At 47.8% G+C, this 20,672-nt stretch carries 13 protein-coding genes; 10 read left to right on the top strand and 3 right to left on the bottom strand.

Annotation, left to right across the window (positions count from 1 at the left end):
- Positions 1–56 precede the first annotated feature (56 nt).
- Both FKG94_RS15230 and FKG94_RS15225 read right to left on the bottom strand, forming a co-directional pair.
- On the bottom strand, positions 57–2,969 hold the full coding sequence (locus FKG94_RS15230) for a TonB-dependent receptor (protein ID WP_142905171.1): 2,913 nt from the start codon (positions 2,967–2,969) through the stop codon (positions 57–59).
- A gap of 425 nt (positions 2,970–3,394) precedes the next feature.
- Complete coding sequence (locus tag FKG94_RS15225; RefSeq protein WP_142905170.1) at positions 3,395–4,576, bottom strand: AraC family transcriptional regulator; 1,182 nt, start codon at positions 4,574–4,576, stop codon at positions 3,395–3,397.
- A 583-nt stretch (positions 4,577–5,159) separates the two neighbouring features.
- On the opposite strand from FKG94_RS15225, the gene FKG94_RS15220 reads away from it, so the two are divergent.
- From FKG94_RS15220 to FKG94_RS15180, 9 genes are all read left to right on the top strand, one after another.
- On the top strand, positions 5,160–8,150 hold the full coding sequence (locus tag FKG94_RS15220) for a TIM-barrel domain-containing protein (RefSeq protein WP_246125188.1): 2,991 nt from the start codon (positions 5,160–5,162) through the stop codon (positions 8,148–8,150).
- A 136-nt stretch (positions 8,151–8,286) separates the two neighbouring features.
- Positions 8,287–9,495, top strand: coding sequence for a TIM-barrel domain-containing protein (locus FKG94_RS15215; protein ID WP_142905169.1), 1,209 nt, complete (start codon positions 8,287–8,289; stop codon positions 9,493–9,495).
- Entirely contained in the window at positions 9,458–10,057 is a 600-nt protein-coding gene (locus tag FKG94_RS15210) for a TIM-barrel domain-containing protein (protein WP_142905168.1), read from the top strand. Before FKG94_RS15215 ends, FKG94_RS15210 begins: the two co-directional genes overlap by 38 nt.
- Before the next feature lie 104 nt (positions 10,058–10,161).
- Positions 10,162–12,447, top strand: coding sequence for a glycoside hydrolase family 3 C-terminal domain-containing protein (locus FKG94_RS15205; RefSeq protein WP_142905167.1), 2,286 nt, complete (start codon positions 10,162–10,164; stop codon positions 12,445–12,447).
- A gap of 272 nt (positions 12,448–12,719) precedes the next feature.
- Positions 12,720–13,739, top strand: a complete 1,020-nt coding sequence (locus FKG94_RS15200; RefSeq protein ID WP_142905166.1) for a DUF6088 family protein — start codon at positions 12,720–12,722, stop codon at positions 13,737–13,739.
- A complete protein-coding gene (locus FKG94_RS15195; protein ID WP_142905165.1) occupies positions 13,726–14,385 on the top strand; it encodes a nucleotidyl transferase AbiEii/AbiGii toxin family protein in 660 nt (219 codons plus the stop codon). The genes FKG94_RS15200 and FKG94_RS15195 overlap by 14 nt, the downstream gene beginning before the upstream one ends.
- Positions 14,386–14,741: 356 nt before the next feature.
- Positions 14,742–15,464: a hypothetical protein gene (locus FKG94_RS15190; RefSeq protein ID WP_142905164.1), complete on the top strand. Its 723-nt coding sequence runs from the start codon at positions 14,742–14,744 to the stop codon at positions 15,462–15,464.
- Positions 15,465–15,649: 185 nt separating this feature from the next.
- Positions 15,650–15,892: a hypothetical protein gene (locus FKG94_RS15185; RefSeq protein ID WP_142905163.1), complete on the top strand. Its 243-nt coding sequence runs from the start codon at positions 15,650–15,652 to the stop codon at positions 15,890–15,892.
- A 41-nt stretch (positions 15,893–15,933) separates the two neighbouring features.
- On the top strand, positions 15,934–16,971 hold the full coding sequence (locus FKG94_RS15180; RefSeq protein ID WP_142905162.1) for a DUF3592 domain-containing protein: 1,038 nt from the start codon (positions 15,934–15,936) through the stop codon (positions 16,969–16,971).
- Positions 16,972–17,138: 167 nt separating this feature from the next.
- Here FKG94_RS15180 and FKG94_RS15175 read toward each other — a convergent pair whose 3' ends face one another.
- Complete coding sequence (locus FKG94_RS15175; RefSeq protein ID WP_142905161.1) at positions 17,139–19,052, bottom strand: InlB B-repeat-containing protein; 1,914 nt, start codon at positions 19,050–19,052, stop codon at positions 17,139–17,141.
- Positions 19,053–19,692: 640 nt separating this feature from the next.
- Between FKG94_RS15175 and FKG94_RS15170 the strand changes: the two genes are divergently transcribed.
- Positions 19,693–20,406 carry a response regulator transcription factor gene (locus FKG94_RS15170; RefSeq protein ID WP_179957664.1) on the top strand — a complete coding sequence of 238 codons (714 nt, stop codon included), beginning with the start codon at positions 19,693–19,695 and terminating at the stop codon, positions 20,404–20,406.
- Positions 20,407–20,672 lie beyond the last annotated feature (266 nt).

Below are 20,672 nucleotides of genomic sequence, written 5' to 3'. Positions count from 1 at the left end.
GATAAGGAGGAAGCTTTCATAAGAATACATGCCGTTACCACCCCTTAATCAGGGTTTCAGAAAGTACCTCTTAGCGTCAACGCGTATCGCGTATCCTGAACCGAGTATGATTTTGCATTTCTACCCGGATTGATTTGTCTGCCCTCAATAACGATTTCTTCGTTGGTCAAATTGTTGGCTTGTAGGCCCACAGAAAAATTCTCACTGAACTTGTAAACAATCGAACCGTCCCACTGGCCATAAGCCTCCTGGAATACCGGCAACTGCCAGGCGATGCCGTCGGTGTTATCGTTGAAGCTGTTTGGTCCCACAGACAAGAGAAACTCATCGCGCCAGGTATAAGCAAGCCGTGTTGAAAGTCTTTGATTTTCGTATATAAAGACAGTGCTGTACGAGGCCTCCGATAGGCCCTCATAGGGCAGGCCATTTGGGTCGAAAGCGGTACCATCGGTATCAACAGGAATGTTGACCCCTGACGATTGGGTTTCACTGTCAATGCGTGTATAGCTGGCTTCGATACCAATACCGAAATCAAAGAAGTGTTTCCAACCGGCCTCCCATCCGTCAATTTTCGCTTCGTCCTGGTTGGTCGGCCGGGTAACCGCATAGTCAAAATTGTTGTAAGTTTCAATCATGACTTCATTGCGAATAAATCCGTCTATGTCCTTCTGGAAAAAGTTGAGCCAGACACTGCCGATATCGCTGTAGTAGTACTCCAAAGACAGATCAAACTGTTCAGCTTCCAGTGGCCGGAGGTTGGGGTTTCCACCTTCTGCAGTGCCACTGTAATCGTTGATATCGAGTGAGCCCTCGGGCGCCCCGGCATTAAGGCTGGCACTCAAATTAAGATAGCTCTGCATGGTGCTGAAATCCGGTCTTCGCATCGCCTTCGCATAGGCAAATCGCCCAATTAGCCCCTCGCGGATTTCCCAGCGCAAATTCAAGCTCGGCAACGTATTGCGATAATTATTCTTGACTCCAATCGCGTCGTCTTCGCTACCGATAATCTCCTGTATGCTCGGCGGCGCGTCAACCGGCGCGGTATATTGAATAAAACCGGAGGCGATGTTCTTGGTATGCACGAAGCGCACGCCAATGTTGCCGCCCAAGCCGATCTCGTCCCAACCGAAACGCGCCAGGAAGTACAGACTCTCCACAGTTTCGTCCTGTACGTTTCTATGAGATGGCTCAACCAATGTCGGCGAAAAAAAAGTAGTACTGCCATCGGAGAAGCAGCAGAGATAAAAAGGTGTCGCAGCCTGGTGGAGACTTACGTAGCTTTGCGGATACCCTTCCGCCAGCGCCCGAGTAGGCGCAACAATGGCGCCCGGAACGGGGATATCTCCGCGATAGAAATTGCTGAACCTGTTGACGCGAACCTGGTCCTGCAGGCCAAAATCAGCCAGAGTCGGCAGCGGCGCCGCACCGTCCAGGGCCCAACCACGCATCCAGGGCTGGATAACCGGCTTCCAGTTAAAGCCGGTGTCGATGACGATGGAGTCCCTTTCCGAGTGACGAAGACCGAATTCAAACGTTTTTAACACGGAATCGTCAAAGGTATATTCCACATCGACACGCAAAGCCAGCTGATCCGCCTCGTTGTCATCCTGGTGATCCATGGTGAAAGCAAAGTGATAGTTGTTGAGGTCGGCCAGGTAGTCGGTGTCCGTGATCACTTCAACCGGTCCGCTGCCGGAAAGATCTATGGTGCTAAAAGGGCTTAGCACACCGGTCGCTACCGTGGAGTCCAAGCCAACCGTGGTAGCCTCCACATATTGAAGATCGGCATTTATGGACCAATTATCTGCGAAAGCCGCGTTGAACCCGATGGCAAAGTCAGTCGTTTTTGAATTTCGCTCTGAAAATCGAATAGTAGACCCCATTGGGATACCGCCCTCGGTAGGGTCTGTAAGGGTGCCGCGCACGAAGGTACCGTTACTGTCAAATACGGAATCATCACTTGCAACCAGATTGGTGGGATCGTTCTGCACAAAGAACGCGTCCTCATCCCAGTTATAATCATACTCGCTGCGAAAGACGGTTGCGTAGTACTCCATATTTCCGCTGGGACGCCACTGAAATGCCAAATAGGCCCCCTCCCTGGCACGATCCGTGCGTACAGTGCGCCAGTCGGCACCTCTGGGAACGAAGGATTCATCTACGCCGTCACCATCCCGGTCATAGGGAAAATAGGGGCGGGTAAAAATTGTGTCGACACGCCCTTTCGATTCTGAATAGGCAATATCAACCAGGAAGCCGATTTCTCCAAAACCGGTTTGCCACCTATCACTGAATAAAAATGACGCCTCGGGCGAGTTTTCCTCAATCAGATTATTGTGACTATAGACGAGGGTACCGGTGGCGAGTTGGCTCTCACTGTCGAAAGGCATACGCGTACGTAAATCCACCGTGCCACCGAGACCGCCTTCGATCATATCGGCCGACGGATTTTTATACACGTCCACGGCCGACAGCAGCTCCGGGGGTACATCTTCAAAACTCAAACTGCGGCCACCGTTGGCAGTAAAACCGTCGCGACCGTTTATTTCACTTCGCACCTGCGTCAACCCCCGCACCGCGACACCACCGCCTTCGCCACCGACATGCTCAGGATCATCAACGGAGATAAAGCGGTCGATGGTGACACCGGGAACCCGCTGTAAAGCCTCGGCGACGCTGCGGTCCGGAAGATTGCCGATGTCATCGGCTTTAATCGAGTCGACTATTTGCTCGGCATCACGCTTAAAGTCCTGTGCTGACTGCATGGATGCCCGATGTCCCGTGACAATAACTTCCTCGAGGATATCTACCTCGGAGTCGGTTCCAGGGCTTTGCGCAAGCACGGGAGCGACAGTTATTATCGAGCTCATGACACCTATCGACAGCAGCTTGGGATGGTGACGACCGACTTTCGCGCTGCCACGACGATGCAAATCACATGACAATTGATTTATTTTTTTCTCTCTCATCGATAATTACCTCTGCATCCAACTATTATACTTCGGCACTTTTAAAACCCGGATAAACTGCGGTAGTGCAGCAGCGGATTGTCACGGCGGAACCACCAGGTTTTTCTATTAGTTGCAATTATTTTTATTGATTTTCTTATTATTAAATAAGTTTTTTAGGTATAATCTGTTCGCCGCGACCCTCTCCTAAAAATGAGAAAGTGCGATCAAGAGGGCAATAAGCTGCTTTTATTATTCTGTTCACGGGTACCACTCATCGCACGACGCTTAGTTCTAACCAGGACCTTAGAATCAGTCGTGCATCAGCGATAATATTTTTGGGTGCGATGCTGCTAATTGGTAGAATGTGTTAGTTTTCTTGAGAATTTTTGCAGTTGCTGCAGGAAATCTAGTTCAAATAGCTATTACGAAACACCATCTAATAACTACTTCTTATCTTTATCAGGTTTTTCTTCTTGGGTCAAAGAAACCTTTTTAAAGGTTCTTGGCGTACAACCATATTCCTCTTTAAAGAGCTTGTTGAAGTAAGAGACGTTTTTGTAACCGACTGAATAGGCGATTTCAGCCACATTGGCTCCCCCGGTTTCCGCCAGCAGTCGAGCGGCCTCTGTGAGCCGGAGTTTGTTTAAGTAGGCAGTGAACGTAAACCCCAACTCCTCCCGCAAGATAGTGTTTATCTTCGTGCGACTGATGCTAAGCGCATGGACCACGGTATCCAGGTGCAAGTCCGGATTGGCGTACTCTTTGGCTATATAGCTCAGCAGTGTGCCTGTTATCCGGTCTCGGGTGGGCTCTACCGACAGTTGCTGGTAGGCAATCAAAGGGCGATCTTTCTGCAATTTAAACTTCAAATCGCCAATCAACGCGCGGGAATGGGCTTTAAACAGCCAAAGCACATAACTTCCCCACAGCCCAAGCATAAGCACGACCAGGAGGTACAAGTACCGCCAATCGCGCCCATGCAAGGTCAGCTCCTCTATCTGTATCTTCAAATCCACACCGAAAGGGCTTTGATAGGTGCTGCCAAAAGAGATGCGTGAGACCCGGGTTAAGTCATATTGGCGGGCGGAAATATCGAGGTCATATTTTTCCAGCCACCAGTTTTGAGTCTCCAGTTTTGTCAGGTCGATACTGGCTTTACGCCATTGCCCGGAACAGGGGAAATAGGACTCCGAGTCACGTAGAGTGAGGGGATTATCCAGTTCGGTGACCTCGGGATCGATAGTGGATATCGAAAAAGACAAGGCACTGACAGGGGAACATTTCGCGCTGAAAGACAGGGACTGAAAACGAGACAGATCCACCACCTTGACGCCTTGCGATTCTGCGCCAAACACCATCGAGAGACGGGCATAGGGATGTTCATAACCTTTCCTGAGATGGATATCAAAATCCAGACTGAAGGCTGTATCGTTAACCAGAATCGTTGAACCTCCGCCATTATCCTGGTCAGCACCAGCGGAGACCCACCATGCCAACGGTTGACCTTTTTGGGCCAGCAGGCTAACCCTCAAATAGGTCCGCCCGATACATAAAAAGGCAATAACCGCACTGATCACCAGCAAGATTAAACAGATAGATGTGGCTTTTTTATAAAAATCTAGCATTTTCTACGCACGCAGTAGTACGGGCTTTCATATTAGCGAAACTGGAACTGCTGTACAGCGGTGAAGGGCACGATTTTCCTCCACTTGACGCGTCCAGCCCACAGCTTGATTGAGATCAAGACATGAGCCGAATGGCAGCGGCTGGCACAAAGATGCGCCAATTGACCGATTATCCTTCATTCGCAAGTTTATCAATAGTCAAAAATACTAGCACTTTCTGCAAATTTTCAGAATTTCCCCCAAAAACTATACCTCCGTCGCCCAAGCATACCTAGACTGAACATCGCCCTGCCCTCTGCCGCCCGGCACACCACGGGAAAGGGCCTAATAAGGTAGACAAACAATAAATCAGGGCGAGTAATGGCACGCAAAGCGGGTCCTGTCACATCATCCGGGATATATAACCTTCAAAGCTCCACTTACGCTGCAGCGACCGCAGCGTAAGTGCGTATTCGCTTACCAGAGAGGTTTCCGGCCTTAACTCCAGTGTCAGGCGCTCGCAGCAAGATTACCTCAACGGCAGCGACTGTTGAATTTTTAAACGTTTTTTATCCTAGGGATCAATCAAACCGGGGTTTGAATTTTGAAAAGCATAGATGTTCTGCAAAGACGAAGATGGGCACTTATCAATAAGCAAGCGGACCTACACACTACACGCGGCAGGGGAATAACACTATTTATCCTCCTGATTAGCACACTTATCGCCGGTTGTCATTCCGCAAGCGAGGGTGCCTTTGAAAAGACCGCACGTGGCGACTTCGAGCGACTTGCTGACGGGGTTACCGTTATCCCGGCCAGCGGAAGCGCAAAAGCCGTCCATGTTCGCGTCTATGGAGATAACCTTATCCGTGTCACGGCGGTGGCGGAGAGGGAAAATCGAGCGGCTGAAAGCCTTATGGTGACAGCAACCACCAACGGGCAAGTAAATTTTGATGTGAGTGAAGGTGATGGGTTTATCTCGCTAAAAACCGCCGAGATACTCACCGAAATCTCGCTGCTCGATGGCAAGGTAGTGTTTAAAAACCATGACGGCTCCGTCATCCTGAGCGAGGCGGGACAAAGAGGTTTCTCAGCGGTCACACAGGACCCCGGTGTAGTTGATGCAGATTCCTATGCGTTGCGACAAGCATTTTTGCGCACTGGGGACGAAGCTTTGTATGGTTTGGGGCAACACCAAAACGGTCAGGTCAATCTCGCCGGAGAAAATGTCAAGCTTACCACCCACAACCTTGTTATCAGTATTCCCTTCCTGGTTTCTTCGAGAAACTACGGTATTTTATGGGACAACAACTCTGTCACTCACTTCGGGGACCCCGAACCGGCAAAGCCACTGTTTGAGTCGTTAAGGCTCTACGATGCAGAGGGGAAACCGGGAGGGCTGACCGCACGCTACTTTGACGGTGACAAACTTATTTTGAGTCAAGTAAAGAAGGATTTGGATTATCAGTTCTACGCACGAGGCGACCTGCGTCAAGTCCCTCTACCTGACGCGGTAAAAGATATTTCAAATCTGAGAATTGAGTGGGAAGGCAGCTTCGAAACAGATACCGGGGGTTTACACCGGTTCAGCATGTATTCGAGCGGCTACGCCAAATTGTCGATTAACAACCAAGAGGTCCTGAATCGCTGGCGGATGAACTGGAATCCCTGGTATCACGATTATGCTGTGGACTTAAAGGAAAATCGGCGATATCCCATTAAACTGGATTGGACTACTCAAGATGGCTTTATGCGCCTGTTGCATCGCGATCCTCTCAGCCCTGCCGACAGCAACCTGACATCATTTTCATCCGAAACGGGGAAAAGTGTCGATTACTACTTTGTGAAAGGCGCCGATATTGATGACGTCATTGCCGGCTATAGGAAGCTGACCGGAAAATCGGTAATGCTTCCACGCTGGGCTTACGGCTTCTGGCAGAGCCGCGAGCGCTATAAATCCCAGGATGAGCTTCTGGCAGCCTTGAAAGAGTATCGCGACCGCGAGATACCGATCGACAATATCGTGCTGGATTGGTCCTACTGGCCCGAGGACGCCTGGGGCAGCCACGAATTTGATAAGAAGTTCTTCCCTACGCCGAAGAAAATGGTGCAGCAGGTTCACGAGATGAATGCACAAATTATGATTTCGGTGTGGCCCAAATTTTATCCGGATACGAAAAACTACAAAGAATTGAACGCCGGCAGCTATATGTTCAATAAAAATCTGGACGAAAAAAACCATGACTGGATTGGCAAAGGTTATCTAAACGCTTTTTACGATGCGTATCACCCTGAAGCCAGAAAAATATTCTGGGATCAGCTCAACAGAAATATCAATGCGCTCGGATTTGATGCCTGGTGGCTGGATGCGGTCGAGCCTGATATCCATTCCAACTTGAGTTGGGAGAAGAGAAAGGATCTGATGACACCCAACCACCTGGGTACCGGTGCGGAAGTTTTTAATGCCTATGCCCTGCCTCACGCTGAGTCCGTCTATCTGGGCGACCGGGCTTCGACACCCGACACTCGGGTATTTATCTTGACACGCTCGGGGTTTGCCGGCATCCAGCGCACGGCGTCGGCAATCTGGAGCGGCGACATTGTGTCCCGCTGGTCAAACCTGAAAGAACAAATCGCCGCCGGCATCGGCGTAGGCCTTGCCGGTGTGCCGAACTGGACTTTCGATATCGGGGGTTTTACACCCGAGGACCGCTTCCGTTGGAACAGCGACAATGCCGATGCGACCGTCGGCCATTACTCCGAGCTACCCGAGGGGCAGCTTGACGAGTGGCAGGAGTTAAATACACGCTGGTTTCAATTCGGCGCTTTTGTACCTCTATTCCGATCGCACGGTCAAAACCCATACCGGGAAATTTATAACATCGCCGCAGAGGATTCCGAACATTATGAAAGTATGGTGTGGTACACCAAACTCCGCTATCGATTATTGCCCTATATCTATTCGATAGCCGGCGATATGTATCACAGGGATGCGACGCTTATGCGTGGGCTGGTGATGGATTTTCCGGAGGATAAAGTGGCCAGAAACATAAGAGATCAGTATATGTTTGGGCCCTCTTTGTTGGTAGCCCCCGTTTATGAAATGGGCGCACGCGAGCGAAGCGTTTACCTCCCTGCAGGCACGGACTGGTATGATCTCTACACAGGCAGGAAGTTTGCCGGCGGCACCAACATCCAAGCCGCTGCACCAATTTCCAGGATGCCGGCATTTGTCAAGTCCGGCTCGATTATTCCGAGTGCACCAGCCGTGCAATACGCAGATCAAATCGTCAATGCGCCCATCACATTGAATGTCTATGTGGGCTCAGACAGTAAATTTGAGCTCTACGAAGACGATGGCAGAAGCTACGGCTACGAAAAAGGCGAATGGTCTCGCATTTTATTTCGGTATAGCGAGAAATCCAAAACGCTTTTCATCGGAGATCGCGAAGGAAAATTCCCCGGTATGGCACAGGACCGCGACATCATGGTGCGCTGGATCAGCGGTGAAACGCCCAACGCGTCCAATTTTGACGAGGCTATAGCAACAAAGATCAACTACAGCGGAAACGCCCTAAGCATTACCCGGCCATAAAACGCGAATTACTGTCAATATCCCGCCTTTAATTACACGGCGCACGACAGAAGGCGGCAGGCAGCTATCCATCTCTGCCTGTAAACAGAGAATGTCCCTTTACATTCACTAAATATAAAGTGGTTGTCAAAATAATATGCCAGGTCGATACCGGATTTTCCAAATACTCTCACTGTGCCTCTTTACTTTTTATCAAATAGGCGGGAAGGCACAGTCAGTTAACGAAGCGTTTTATAAAAAATTAAACGAACATATACACTCAGATTTTTTTAGTCCAATTGATTTTTCCGGTCAATTCAAGCCTGACGAACATAAAACACTCTGGCATATGGCCGACAATAGCGTGACGGTTCATGACGGCGACCAAAAAATTCAATTACGGTTGGATGACCTCAGCCTACACATGGCCAATAAGGTGGCGAGCAAATACACCATTGGCCTTTACAGACAGGACGGCACTAAGACATCAATCACTTCGTTGAAAAATGGCAAGATAAAAGATAACAAGATAATTTTCACACTTAACGGTGGCGCCTTAACCTTATCCATTACACCGTTTAAAGGCTTCTTTAAATGGGATATCGTTCCGGCAAGCGCAGAGAATATAGCATCAATGGCCCTGAAGATAGTTGCCAAGGGACCTTATTTTGGTGGAGGCGAGCGGTATATTGGCACTAAACTAAACGGGCGCACAGTCTCCAACCAACCAAACGATCATTACTGGGACCCACCCAAAACAGCAGTTACTCCCTGGGGCAATCCACACAAACCCGGGCACTACAACAACTATGAACCCAGTTATCTTCAAATTGCTTTCTACTTGAACCCTTTTGGAGAGGCCTGGTTTGTCGACGACGCATCTTCGGTATTCGCATCGTTCAACGAAAACGGCGAATCATTTGAGATACGTGTTGAAAACGGTAGAACGACATTTTATAGCATTCATAGACAGTCCGCGAAAGAGGCCCTTCATACTTACACATCGATTGCCGGCCGCCAACCCGAAATCCCGGATTGGGCGACGGGTGTTTGGGTGAACCTTTTAGATGGTCAGGATTCTGTTATAGCCAAAGCAAAACAGCTAAAAGAGTGGGGTATCCCGGCAACTGCCATCTGGGTTTTTGATATGGGTGACCCCGCCAGCTCACAAGGCTATCAAAACTGGACAACCGGGACCTATCATTCTCTACGCGAGATGAATGAGTCGCTGCACAAACTTGGCTTTAAGTCGCTTAGCTACCTGCATCCTTATCAGGAGGTGAAGCTGCCCAAGTCTGACGCCGACAACCCTATCTACCAGAAGCTGAATGCTTTGGGCGGGAGACCAGATCGCGGCTTGGGATAAAACTTTTGGCTATCCGTCGGCGATTACCTCCGGAATATCCAGCGGCCTCTCCGGCTATGCCAACTGGACCCCGGATATCTTGTCGGATTCTCCCGACATCGAACTGTGGAAACGTTGGGTTCAGTTCGCAGCGTTCACACCCATCATGCGCGATCATTTATGGGAGAACGAGCCTACAAGTGTCGACATTTGGTTTAACGAAAAGACGCCGAAGTACTTTAGGAGGTACGCCGACATTCATATGCAGCTGGTTCCCTATATACAAAAGCACCTGGCTGCGTACAGAAGCAATGGCGTCCCCCTTGTGCGACATATGATGCTGGAGTTTCCGGACGAACCGGAGACCTACGATTGTGAATACCAGTATATGTTCGGGCCTAAATATCTGATTGCCCCGGTCGTTGAGAAAGGGGCGAAGCGAAAGAAAGTGTATTTCCCTAAGGGGCAGTGGAGAAGTTTTTGGGACGCCGGCAGCACGATCAAATCCACTGGCCAATGGATAACCGTTAACGCACCACTAGATGTCATTCCTGTTTATGAGAGGATTGCGGTCGATAGATAACGTGATCCGATGTGGATCGCAGTATGCACTGCCGCACATCACTCATCAACGCAAGAGGCCAAAAAAGGCTACTCCATTAATATCTATTTAACGGGATTTAACCGGTGAAAAATTTCAAACTTATATATCTAATTTTTTGTTTAACGATTTTTTCTGGGTGCAGCCCTAACACGATACGTCAGTCTTCCCTGCTTCAATATGACGCCAAAATCAATCATATAATTCGGCAGATGACGTTAGAGGAAAAAATAGCGATGCTTCATGGGAAACATATGTTTGTCTCAGCGGGAGTGAAGCGGTTAGGCGTCGCAGATATGCACTATGTGGACGGACCATTCGGTATTCGCGAAGAACTCCAGCCCGATGGCTGGGGGTCATTGGGCTGGGAGACAGACAGAGCCACTTTTTTCCCTACAGGTTCTGCCCTGGCAGCCACATGGAGCCCTGAACTTGCTTACGCCTATGGAACAGGAATGGCCAGGGAAGCGCGCTTGCGAGGCAAGGACATGATACTGGGACCCGCCATAAATATTCAACGCATCCCAACGGGTGGACGAACTTTTGAGTATCTCAGTGAAGACCCTTTTCTCAGCTCGAGACTATCGGTTGGTTATATAAACGGTGTGCAAGACAATGGTGTTGCGGCCTGTGTAAAACACTACGCCCTGAATAACCAGGAAAACAATCGCGGTTCCGTCGATGTCATAGTGGATGAGCGCGCCATGCGCGAAATCTACTTTCCGCCATTTAAAGCCTCCGTTGTCGAGGCGGACGCCTATGGCATAATGGCTGCCTATAACAAGGTTAACGGATGGTGGGCATCAGAGAGCGACATGCTGCTAAATAAAGTCCTTCGCGACGATTGGGGATTTGCCGGTATGGTAATTTCTGACTGGACCGGCACACACAGCACCGTCAATGCGATTACCAACGGGCTAAATGTCGAAATGCCGACAGACAAATTTTTAGGGAAACCTCTACTCGAAGCAGTGAGGGCCGGCACGGTATCAGAGGACCTTATCAATCAACGGGTAAGGGAAATTCTTCGCGTGAGAATGGCTATAAAGCCGATACCGCCGGAACAAGCCAATGTGGGCGTTACCTCACGAAAACCCCAACAAAAAATAGCCTATGATGTAGCGGCTAAATCTATTGTTTTGCTTAAAAATAGCGGAATACTTCCCTTAACGCTTGAGAAAAAGCCGACCATCGCGGTCATCGGCGCCAATGCAACACAGGCAATGGCGAGTGGCGGCATGGGTACAGGGGTTAAAACTCTGTATGAAGTAACTCCCCTCGAGGGGCTCAGAAATAGAATTGGGAGCGACGCCAGAGTAGTTTATGCAAAGGGTTACGAGCCGGTCGTTTACCGATTTTCCGACATGTTTGAGGAGAAATCTCCGCAGGTGCAGAAGACGGAAGCTCGCGAAAAAAGAAAGGTTGCTCAAAAGCTGGCGCAAGAAGCGATTGAAGTAGCGGCAAGTGCAGACATTGTTCTTTTTATTGGCGGCAACAACCGTGCGGTAGAGACTGAAGGTAGTGACAGACGCGATATCAAGCTTCCTTCGGGACAGGATGGGCTGATTCAGGAAATTGCCAAGGTCAATGCCAATATAGTGACGATACTGACAAGCGGTGCGCCCAATGACCTCAACGTTATCAAACCGCTGTCAAAAGCCCTGCTTATCTCGTGGTTTAACGGCACTGAGGGTGGCAACGCACTTGCCGATACGCTGCTCGGCAAGATTTCCCCGAGCGGACGACTGCCCTTTACTTTTCCTGTCAAGCTGGAGGATTCACCCGCTTATGCACTTGGCAATTACCCGCAAGGGCAAAAAGCCAATGACATCTTTGCTAACCTGGTGGCGAAAACCGAATCTGACATTACACTGAAAAACGAAAAGGTGAACGAGGCACAGCTAAAAAACGCCGACACCGCGTTTTATTCCGAGGGATCCTTGATGGGCTATCGCTGGTTTGACACAAAAAGTATTCCGATCATGTACCCCTTTGGTCACGGACTGACCTATACTACGTTTGAGTACTCCGATCTTAAAACGGATAAAGGGACGTACACTACGAGGGATACGATAAAGCTGTTTTTTACGCTGGAAAATACCGGCACATCAGCGGCGGAGGAGGTCGTCCAGGGTTACGTACACCGGGTAAACCCTTCAGTCGAATGGCCTGTCAAAGAACTGAAGGCATTTTCCCGGGTACAACTCGACCCCGGAGAAACCAGGTCGGTCACCCTGGAGATTCCGGTGGAACATCTTCGGTATTGGAATCAAGACACGCAGACATGGAGCGACGACCTCTGCGATATTGAGCTTCTAATAGGTGCGTCTGCAGGCGACATCAGACTTAAAAGACGGATCACGCTCAAATGACCAACGACAAGAAAGTTGCTGCGAGCAGAGTCTTCACGATGGCGGAAGAGAGCGCGACAGGGAGTCGATGCTGACAGGCTGGCTTGTGGAGTTTAACCCCGAGCAACTCCTAAGTTGGTTACAATCGCAAAACAGGGCAAAAACCATAAAACAACAAAAAATCAATTGAATATCAATAACTTAAGTCATTTTCTACTCAAAGGCATTTTATGTTAAACTAGCGCCTCTTGAGATAAAAAAACATGATTTTTTATCTCTTATCGAGGTTTAGTATGAGTATTGCCGAGCGTGTCAGAAGCCAATTCCAGAGGCTCCCGGCAGGTAACGCCATCACCAGCCGGGCTCTGCATCGATTATCTGCCGATAGCTTACAGGTAGATAAAGCAGCTTCGCGCCTGTACAAGTCAGAAGGTTTGGAGAAAATTCGCAATGGCCTCTATTACAGGCCATATAACAGCAAATATTTTGGCCCGCTTCCCCCGAAGGAAGACGTTATTATTCGCTCAATTAAGCAGCAATACCGCGCCAAAATCGCCCCCTCAGGCGCTCTGGCGGCGTACGAGTTGGGGCTCACCCATGTGCTACCGGATGCCATCACCTACGATACCGATAAGCGTATCGCACCGATCACCCTACCAAACCACACCATCTACTTTCGCAAAATCGATGGTAAGAAGTTGTCCTCGGCTCCCGGTGAACTCCTGAATCTACTCAAAGCATTAGCGTTTCTCTTTAAAGAGAATGATCTGAATATTTTTCAGAAAAAGCGCGCGGCCCGTATGTTGGACCACTACACTCCCGAACAAATCAATAAGGCCCTAACCTATTGGCCGCTGTGGTTTCGGGACAAAATTCATACTCTGATCAAGCCACCTGGCGAACGCTACATCACTGGCCTGAGTGCACTTAATATCCCCTACCAAGGCACTCAGGCCGACTGGCACCAAGTGGGCATGCTGCACAGCAATAAATTTCATATTGCCGGTGATAACTATGACAGTGCACCCGATTTATCCTCCGATGAACTGTTCGATTGCACTGACTTTTTAAAAAAGCACGATATTGATGTAGCGACAACGCGATGCGCCAAGCCCCTGCGAGCTATTAAAGATATTTTGTACACTCACTGTATCAAGAAACAACGGTACCCCCGTTTTTTCAAGCTGGATCAGTTTATGTTTGACGTTCCGGTTGCGGCGATTAAAAAGGCAGTTGGCGGACTTAAACAGATTGCCAACAGCAAACAACAACAGCTTTTACACCGATGGGCCGAAGAAAATGAGCTTAACTGACGAACAGCAAGATGAGCATGTCGAGATCATGGCAGCGATATGCCACACCTTCAAACAAAAAAACCTGCCTATGGTGCTCAAGGGAGGCACGGCACTCAAGCTCTGCTACGGCCTGGATCGATTTAGTGAAAACCTGGATTATGATTGCGCCATAGCGCTGGATTTGGAAAAGACCCTCAATGCAGTCTTCGCTCAACTTGGAAAAAGAAAGCCGCACTTGCGAAACCCTGAGATTAGTAAAAAAAAAGATACTACTACCGTACGCCGCTATCGCATCGTTTACGCTGGTGACGTTAACCTGAAACTGGAGACTTCTCTACGTGGAACCCCAAATGATGATGACCTCATAGAGCGCAATGGCATCCTTACCTATAAAATCAGTCGACTAATCAAACAAAAGCTAAGTGCTCTTAAGGGCCGCACCGCAGCACGTGATTTGCACGATGTGGTTTATCTCTATGAGCATTATCTGGGAGATTTCGACAACGATGAATTGGAAGATATAAACGATCTTTATGAAAATCAATCAGATATCCTCGATGAGTATAACACCGCTTATAGCGAAGATACGATCCTTTCCACTTCAGACCTGTTATCGGACTTGAGCAAATTTATCGATCTCTATAAGGCCAGAAACCATGCTTAAGAACTCATAACTCATGCAGCAGACCAAAGAACTTAACAACGAGGAAAACTACTCAACTAGGGCCTATCTACACTATCATTGACACCAGTCGTTCCCCGAAAGCTAGCCGCTTAACCCCTGGGGAATATGATCGAGAGATATACAAAAAGAGAAATGAGGTATAACGTTTGTTCCGGTAGGCCGCCCGCTGAGGCCTATCAAGGCCTTGCTCGATATCCCCCTCAGGGTACATAAGAGTGAATAATTGCGTTAAATCATCGATTTAGGCCAAAAATTCCAGATTCAACCGATCAGTGTGTTCGAAACTGGGTGAAAATCAACAGCCTGCTGGACCATAATTCGGAGGTTATGGAAAGATGCTTGAGAATATCTATAAACACTTGGAAGGCCTTTATAATAGACGTGGTTCTTTTGATGCGTCAGCTTTTGATGATCCTGTGGCAATGGAGACCGATTGGTGGCTTATTGAACCCAGGAATGGTGGTTTAAGGTTGCATAAGCTGGTTAATTCAGGTTTAGACCGAGTTGAGATTCGTACGACTATGGCAGGAAAAGCTTTTTGCCTAATATTCGTTTTAATTGGGGTGTTTTTAATAGGTTATTTTTTTTACGGTTTATTTGACGGATTGATATCGGCCTTATCTGCATTGCCTGCGCTTTCAGTGGGGCTGATCTTCTCTGGTGCGGGAATCTTCTTTTTTCGTTTGATGTCCAAGACTTTATTTTTTGATAAAAACAAAGGTTTTTTTTGGAAAGGAGACGTGGAGTTGGATATGGGAGGCAATAATAGCTCTTTGGAATATTTTCACAAAATTAAAAATATTCATGCACTACAGTTGGTATCCGAGGGTCACAGGGTTTCTACAAGAAATAAGAAATTTGTGAGAATTACCTACGAGCTAAATGTTGTCCTTAAGGATGCTCGGCGTTTGAATATTGCTAGAGTCGGCGGCGGAGGTAAGATAAAAAAGGGCCAGGAAATAAATAGCGTTAGTACCAGACAAGGAAATAAGTTAAAGGATGATGCCGTCGCGCTGTCACGCTTTTTGAATAAGCCCGTGTGGGATACTGTTGCATGATTGGTATCAATCGAATACGGATGCCAAAAAGGTAAAGTAAATTCACTGACCGAAAAAGGCAAGGTGTAATATAGGCCATAAGCCGCTTAGAGTACATTATTACAAAACACTCAAAAACTCCTCATAAAGAGACATTGTCACGCAATATACCAGGCTGTTGGGATAACCTCCCTCATGGCCAGGTTGTGAAAAGCAACATCAAAGATTTCTTTATCTATCTCTACTACACTCTGGTTCTGTGGTTTGAGCGAAAGATCAAGCGCAAGCTGAAAGACCAAGCGTTGTTGCTGCGGTATGCCGATGATTTTATGTTGGCATTCCAGTATCATCGTGACGCCAAAGCAGTCTATGGTTCACTGCTGGCCCGGCTGAGAAGGTTCAACCTGCCGGTAGCGGAGGAAAAGACGTCGAAAGATTCGGACCTTTGAATCTTGTTAGCCTTTAATCAATAATAATTTGGGGAGTTGAGATGAAATCTTCGAAGCAAACAAAACAATCTTTGGGCATATTCTCAAAACAACCTTCAGGCATACTCTCAAAGATTTCTTTTGCAGTAAAATGGGGGCCACGTTTGTTTAAGTTGGTTGGTATTCTTTTTATCCTTATAGGCACCAACACTATCTATCAAGCCTACAAAAGCTCCAGTTGGCCATCCGTACAAGGCCAAATCATTTCCTCTGAAATCAAAGCTCATTCCAGCACGTACACAGACACGACAACTAACAGGACAAAAAACGAGACTGTCTATGACGCTCAGATTAACTATAGCTATGTCGTAAATGGCGTAACGTATAGTAATGATGATGTGAGAATTGGCGGCACCGTTAAAACAAATATGAAAATGTGGACAACAAGGCTCTTGGATAAATATCCAAGAGGAAAAGTTGTGACTGTCTATTACAAGCCTGAGGCCCCTTTTCAATCTGTCCTGGAAAAAGGTTTTCAACTCAGCACGTTTGCTTTATTAGGAATGGGTTTGTTTTTCTTCATTTTTGCAATATATATCAGGAAGGCTTTCCTTAATCTGGGTGGGATGTTATTTGGTAACACTACAGAGCGAAAGGTAATCTCAACAACGGAACAGTCAATATCACCAAACGCCACCGATCCTCGGCTGCTTGGAAAGTGGGAGGTCGTTCATCAGATTCCATCATATGAAAACTTGGCAGCATATTCGATGAAGACATTTAACTTTGAAGCAGAAAAACTTTCATCTGAAAGTGTGATCGTGCCGAAAGGGAAAACTATTGTGACTATCACAGAAAATAAGATTTCTTTTAGAACGGAAGGCGTCGATCTCTTTGGTGATGTGGGCCATGAATACACACAGCAAGATAATCGGTTGGTCTTGGCGCCCGTAAAGATGAATATTTTTATGAAAGCAATGGCATCCCTAATTCCAACCTACTATAGCTTTACCTTTAGTGATTCGAAACTAATTCTCACCTCAGATAAGATCAAGGGATATGATAATCAAAGTATTACCTATCATTTAAAAAGAGCTTAAATATAATATTTGAGATGGATGTGAAGACTTAGGCATATTTATTTCAAATCTCTTTAATTTCACTAGGGTATCTTGATATTTCACCTAACAGAGCTTGTTTATAAATGTACCCATGCAACAACTTACGATGATAATAAAAATACAGCCGTAGCAGGCGGCGCCTGCCTTTAATACAGATACACCGCGCCGGCTCCATCTCTGGAATCATCGCTCTGATCACCGCCAATGCCTTCGGCGGCACTGGCTTCCCCGCCGGCGCCCACGGCCAGCGTGTCGCCCGCGCTGTCGAAGCTGAGTGAAGTACCGAATTTATCACCGCTGCCAGTATTGCTGGCCTTGATATAGCTCTGCTGACTCCAGGTATTGCCACTGCGGGTAAACATATACACCGCACCGGCGTCCTCGGTCGAATCATCATCCTGGCTGTCGTCAATACCCGTGGCGATACTGGCCTCCTCTACCGCGCTCACTACCAACTTATCACCCGCGTCATTTAAGCTGACCGATGTGCCGAATTTGTCACCAGGCCCGGTATTGCTGGCTTTGATATAGGTTTGCCTGTTCCAGATGTTGCCGTCGCTGCGAGTATACACAAACACGGCTCCGGCAGACTCAGCCGAACTATCACTATCGTCGCCATCGATGCCGGTGGCAGCGCTATCCTCCTCTGGAGCACCCACCGCCAGTGTATCACCCGCGCTATTAAGACTGACCGACGCGCCAAACCCAATTCCACCGCTCAAGACACGGTAAGTCGTGTTGTTCCATCTGTTGTCACTACGGGTAAAGATATACACTGCCCCTTCACCCGCGCCCGCCGCCAAGGTATCGCCCGTGCTGTCGAGGCTGACAGAGATGCCAAGTAGATGAGCGCCGAGGGGACTTGGAAGCTTGAAATGTCTCTGCGTGCTCCAAGTGTCGCCGTTGCGGAAATACACATAAACTGCGCCGTTGGAGCGATTTTCTCCAGATGACCCCACAGCCAGCGTGTCACCCGTGCTGTTGAGGCTGATCGACTCGCCAAAAAGATGGTTGATGCCGGGATCGTCGGCTTCAATATAGGCCTGCTGGCTCCAGGTATCGCCACTGCGGTTAAACACATACACCGCGCCGGCAAAAGTATTATCAGGCTGGTTGCTGGCGTTGCCTTTCGTTACGGCGCCCACGGCCAGGGTGTCGCCACTGCTGTTGAGACTGACAGAGTGGCCAAATTGATCACCACTTTCGGTATTGCTGGCCTTGAGATAGGCCTGCTGTCTCCAGGTGTTGCCGCTGCGGGCAAACACATATACCGCACCAGCACTACTCGCCGAATCATCACTGGCGTCACCGTCAACACCGGTGGCAGCGCTGTCCTCACCGAGAGCACCCACCGCCAAGATGTCGCCGGTGCTGTTGAGACTGACGCTGACACCAAACTCATCAGCGCCGTCGGTATTGCTCGCTTTGAAATAACCGATACCGTCAACCAGAGTCCCACTGACCGATACCGCGCTGGAGTCACTGCAGGTGACATTGACACAGCTTTGCAGCATATATTGCGCGTTAACGCTCTCGAACAGTGACACCGGGAGATCAACCTCCCCTACGCCCGGTGCGATATCATCCCCTACCTGGGCGAAGCCCGATGTCCCGTCGGGGTTTGCCAGTAATCGGTAATGGGTGGCGCCCCCGGTATCCGCCCAGCTAACGCGTAGCGTTTTAGCCTGGACAAAGCTCAGCGTCGGCACGCTGGGTCCGGGCTTGAAAGTCGCGGTTACACTGCAATCGGCATTGATAGCGCTGGTGGTGTAGGTATTGCCCGACACACTGCCGTTACAGCCACTGATACTGTCGATAGTAAAATTGTTGTCGGGAGTGATAGCAAAGCTGGTGTTATCACCGGCGCTCACCGTTTGACTGGCCGGACCGATACTACCATTAGCGCCCGCACTGGCGGTAACGGTAAAACTGGCAGTCGTATTTGGTGGGCTGCCGCCATCACCGGCGCCATCACCGCCACCGCCACCGCCACAGGCAGATAACAATATTGGCAATAAGAGACTGGATAAAAACCGGAAAACGATGTCAAGGTTTTTCATAATGATCCTTACATCAAGATAAAAATGTTATTATGTGTGGCTTGCCCCCCCCAAACAACATGTATTGCACACCAGAATGTTCTTTACGACTCGAACTGCCACAGGATATAAAGTAATCGCAATTTACTAACCGTGCACTTGAAACGCAAAGGGGAAAAAAGCCTACAACGCTGCGTAGCCAGACGCTAAGCAACATACTATTAACACCCGACTCTCACAACCAAAAGATTGAGTTATGACGGTTTTTAAGTACTCTGTCACAAATCAATAGCAAGTAATAAAAGAACCTAAATTGGGAGAAGTTCGCCAACAAACCATTCACATACAAACAGATGCGTTTAACAAATGACTGGTGATTAACCACCTGATAAAAATGCGGTGTAAATTACAACGAACGTAAATAACGTAAATAACGTAAATAACGTAAATAACGTAAATTTTCTATCCTTTTAAACATCTATAAATGATCATCCAACATACGCGCGCGCCATCTTAACCAAGGCTTAAGCGTGAATGCATTGTTTTAATATGTAACAGTTATCTTAGGCTGTACCTACAAAAAAGTTACATATTGGCTTTTAAATACATGCTGAGAGGGTACAGCCTTCATTTTCGCTCTTGTTGGTTGATTGGAAAAAAAATGGGAAGAAAGTTTATTACGATAGACGAAGACAAAGAGGTTATCGATGGCCTCACAGCCTTTTTTGCGAAGCATGGGATAAAGAATGACAATGCGCTAAATATATCGGACGCTAAGGAAAAAATTTCAGAGAATAATTACGATGCAGTAATTATGGAAGTCGTTCTCTCCGGCGGTGAAGGAATAAGTCTTGCAAAATGGATAAAAGAGACTATAGGAACCCCCCTAATATTATTAACGACTTTAACTGAAGCCGTTGACACGGCTGTAGGCTTGGAGGTCGGCGCTGACGACTACATACATAAACCTTTCGATACCAGGGTGTTACTGGCGAGAATCAATTCGCTTCTAAGGGTCTATAAAAATTCATCCCATCCGGCAACAAATCCACATATCGATTTGCTCGATAGCAATGCCAATGTGTTCGACATAAAAAGAAGAAGACTGATTGTAGATGGTCGGGATGTCACATTAAATTCATCCGAATTTATCTTCGTAAAGACGCTACTGGAAAATCAGGGAAAGCCTGTATCTAGAGACACCTTGTATAAAGCCATATTTGAAAGGGCGTGGAATCCGATGGATAGAGCCGTAGATAATATCGCAAGCAAACTCAGAAAAAAAATTGAAATGTACTCTGACAAGTCTACAGTTATAATTACAGTCCGGAATAAAGGATACCTAATCCCAGAAGGAACTTTCAACTTACTATAACAAAATGATTTGTAACTTAAAAAATTTTCTGAAGCCGAACATTAGACACAATTTTAGTACTTTAGCAAAAAGAAAGACAAAAGATGCAATATGCATATTTACCGAATGAAATTTCCTGCTTAACATTGCTTACTACTACTTAATCAAAAACATAGAGCATTGACGGAGAATATGATTCCAAACCTATGTGGTTGCCCATGTTGCTCCTCTAGACAACTTTGTGTTCAACTGATAGAGGCAGGAGAATCCACGTCTGATGAAATAGC

It is taken from the genome of Exilibacterium tricleocarpae, assembly GCF_007004655.1.
Lineage (GTDB): Bacteria > Pseudomonadota > Gammaproteobacteria > Pseudomonadales > Cellvibrionaceae > Exilibacterium > Exilibacterium tricleocarpae.
The sequence above is the reverse complement of the archived record's forward strand: the minus strand, read 5'-3'. Positions and strand labels throughout refer to the sequence as shown.

Excerpts from the sequence above, each read along its gene's own strand:
- FKG94_RS15230 (WP_142905171.1), bottom strand. The coding sequence starts at position 2,969 with ATGAGAGAGAAAAAAATAAATCAATTGTCATGTGATTTGCATCGTCGT.
- FKG94_RS15225 (WP_142905170.1), bottom strand. The coding sequence starts at position 4,576 with ATGCTAGATTTTTATAAAAAAGCCACATCTATCTGTTTAATCTTGCTG.
- FKG94_RS15215 (WP_142905169.1), top strand. The coding sequence starts at position 8,287 with ATGCCAGGTCGATACCGGATTTTCCAAATACTCTCACTGTGCCTCTTT.
- FKG94_RS15210 (WP_142905168.1), top strand. The coding sequence starts at position 9,458 with ATGCTTTGGGCGGGAGACCAGATCGCGGCTTGGGATAAAACTTTTGGC.
- FKG94_RS15200 (WP_142905166.1), top strand. The coding sequence starts at position 12,720 with ATGAGTATTGCCGAGCGTGTCAGAAGCCAATTCCAGAGGCTCCCGGCA.
- FKG94_RS15195 (WP_142905165.1), top strand. The coding sequence starts at position 13,726 with ATGAGCTTAACTGACGAACAGCAAGATGAGCATGTCGAGATCATGGCA.
- FKG94_RS15190 (WP_142905164.1), top strand. The coding sequence starts at position 14,742 with ATGCTTGAGAATATCTATAAACACTTGGAAGGCCTTTATAATAGACGT.
- FKG94_RS15180 (WP_142905162.1), top strand. The coding sequence starts at position 15,934 with ATGAAATCTTCGAAGCAAACAAAACAATCTTTGGGCATATTCTCAAAA.
- FKG94_RS15175 (WP_142905161.1), bottom strand. The coding sequence starts at position 19,052 with ATGAAAAACCTTGACATCGTTTTCCGGTTTTTATCCAGTCTCTTATTG.
- FKG94_RS15170 (WP_179957664.1), top strand. The coding sequence starts at position 19,693 with ATGGGAAGAAAGTTTATTACGATAGACGAAGACAAAGAGGTTATCGAT.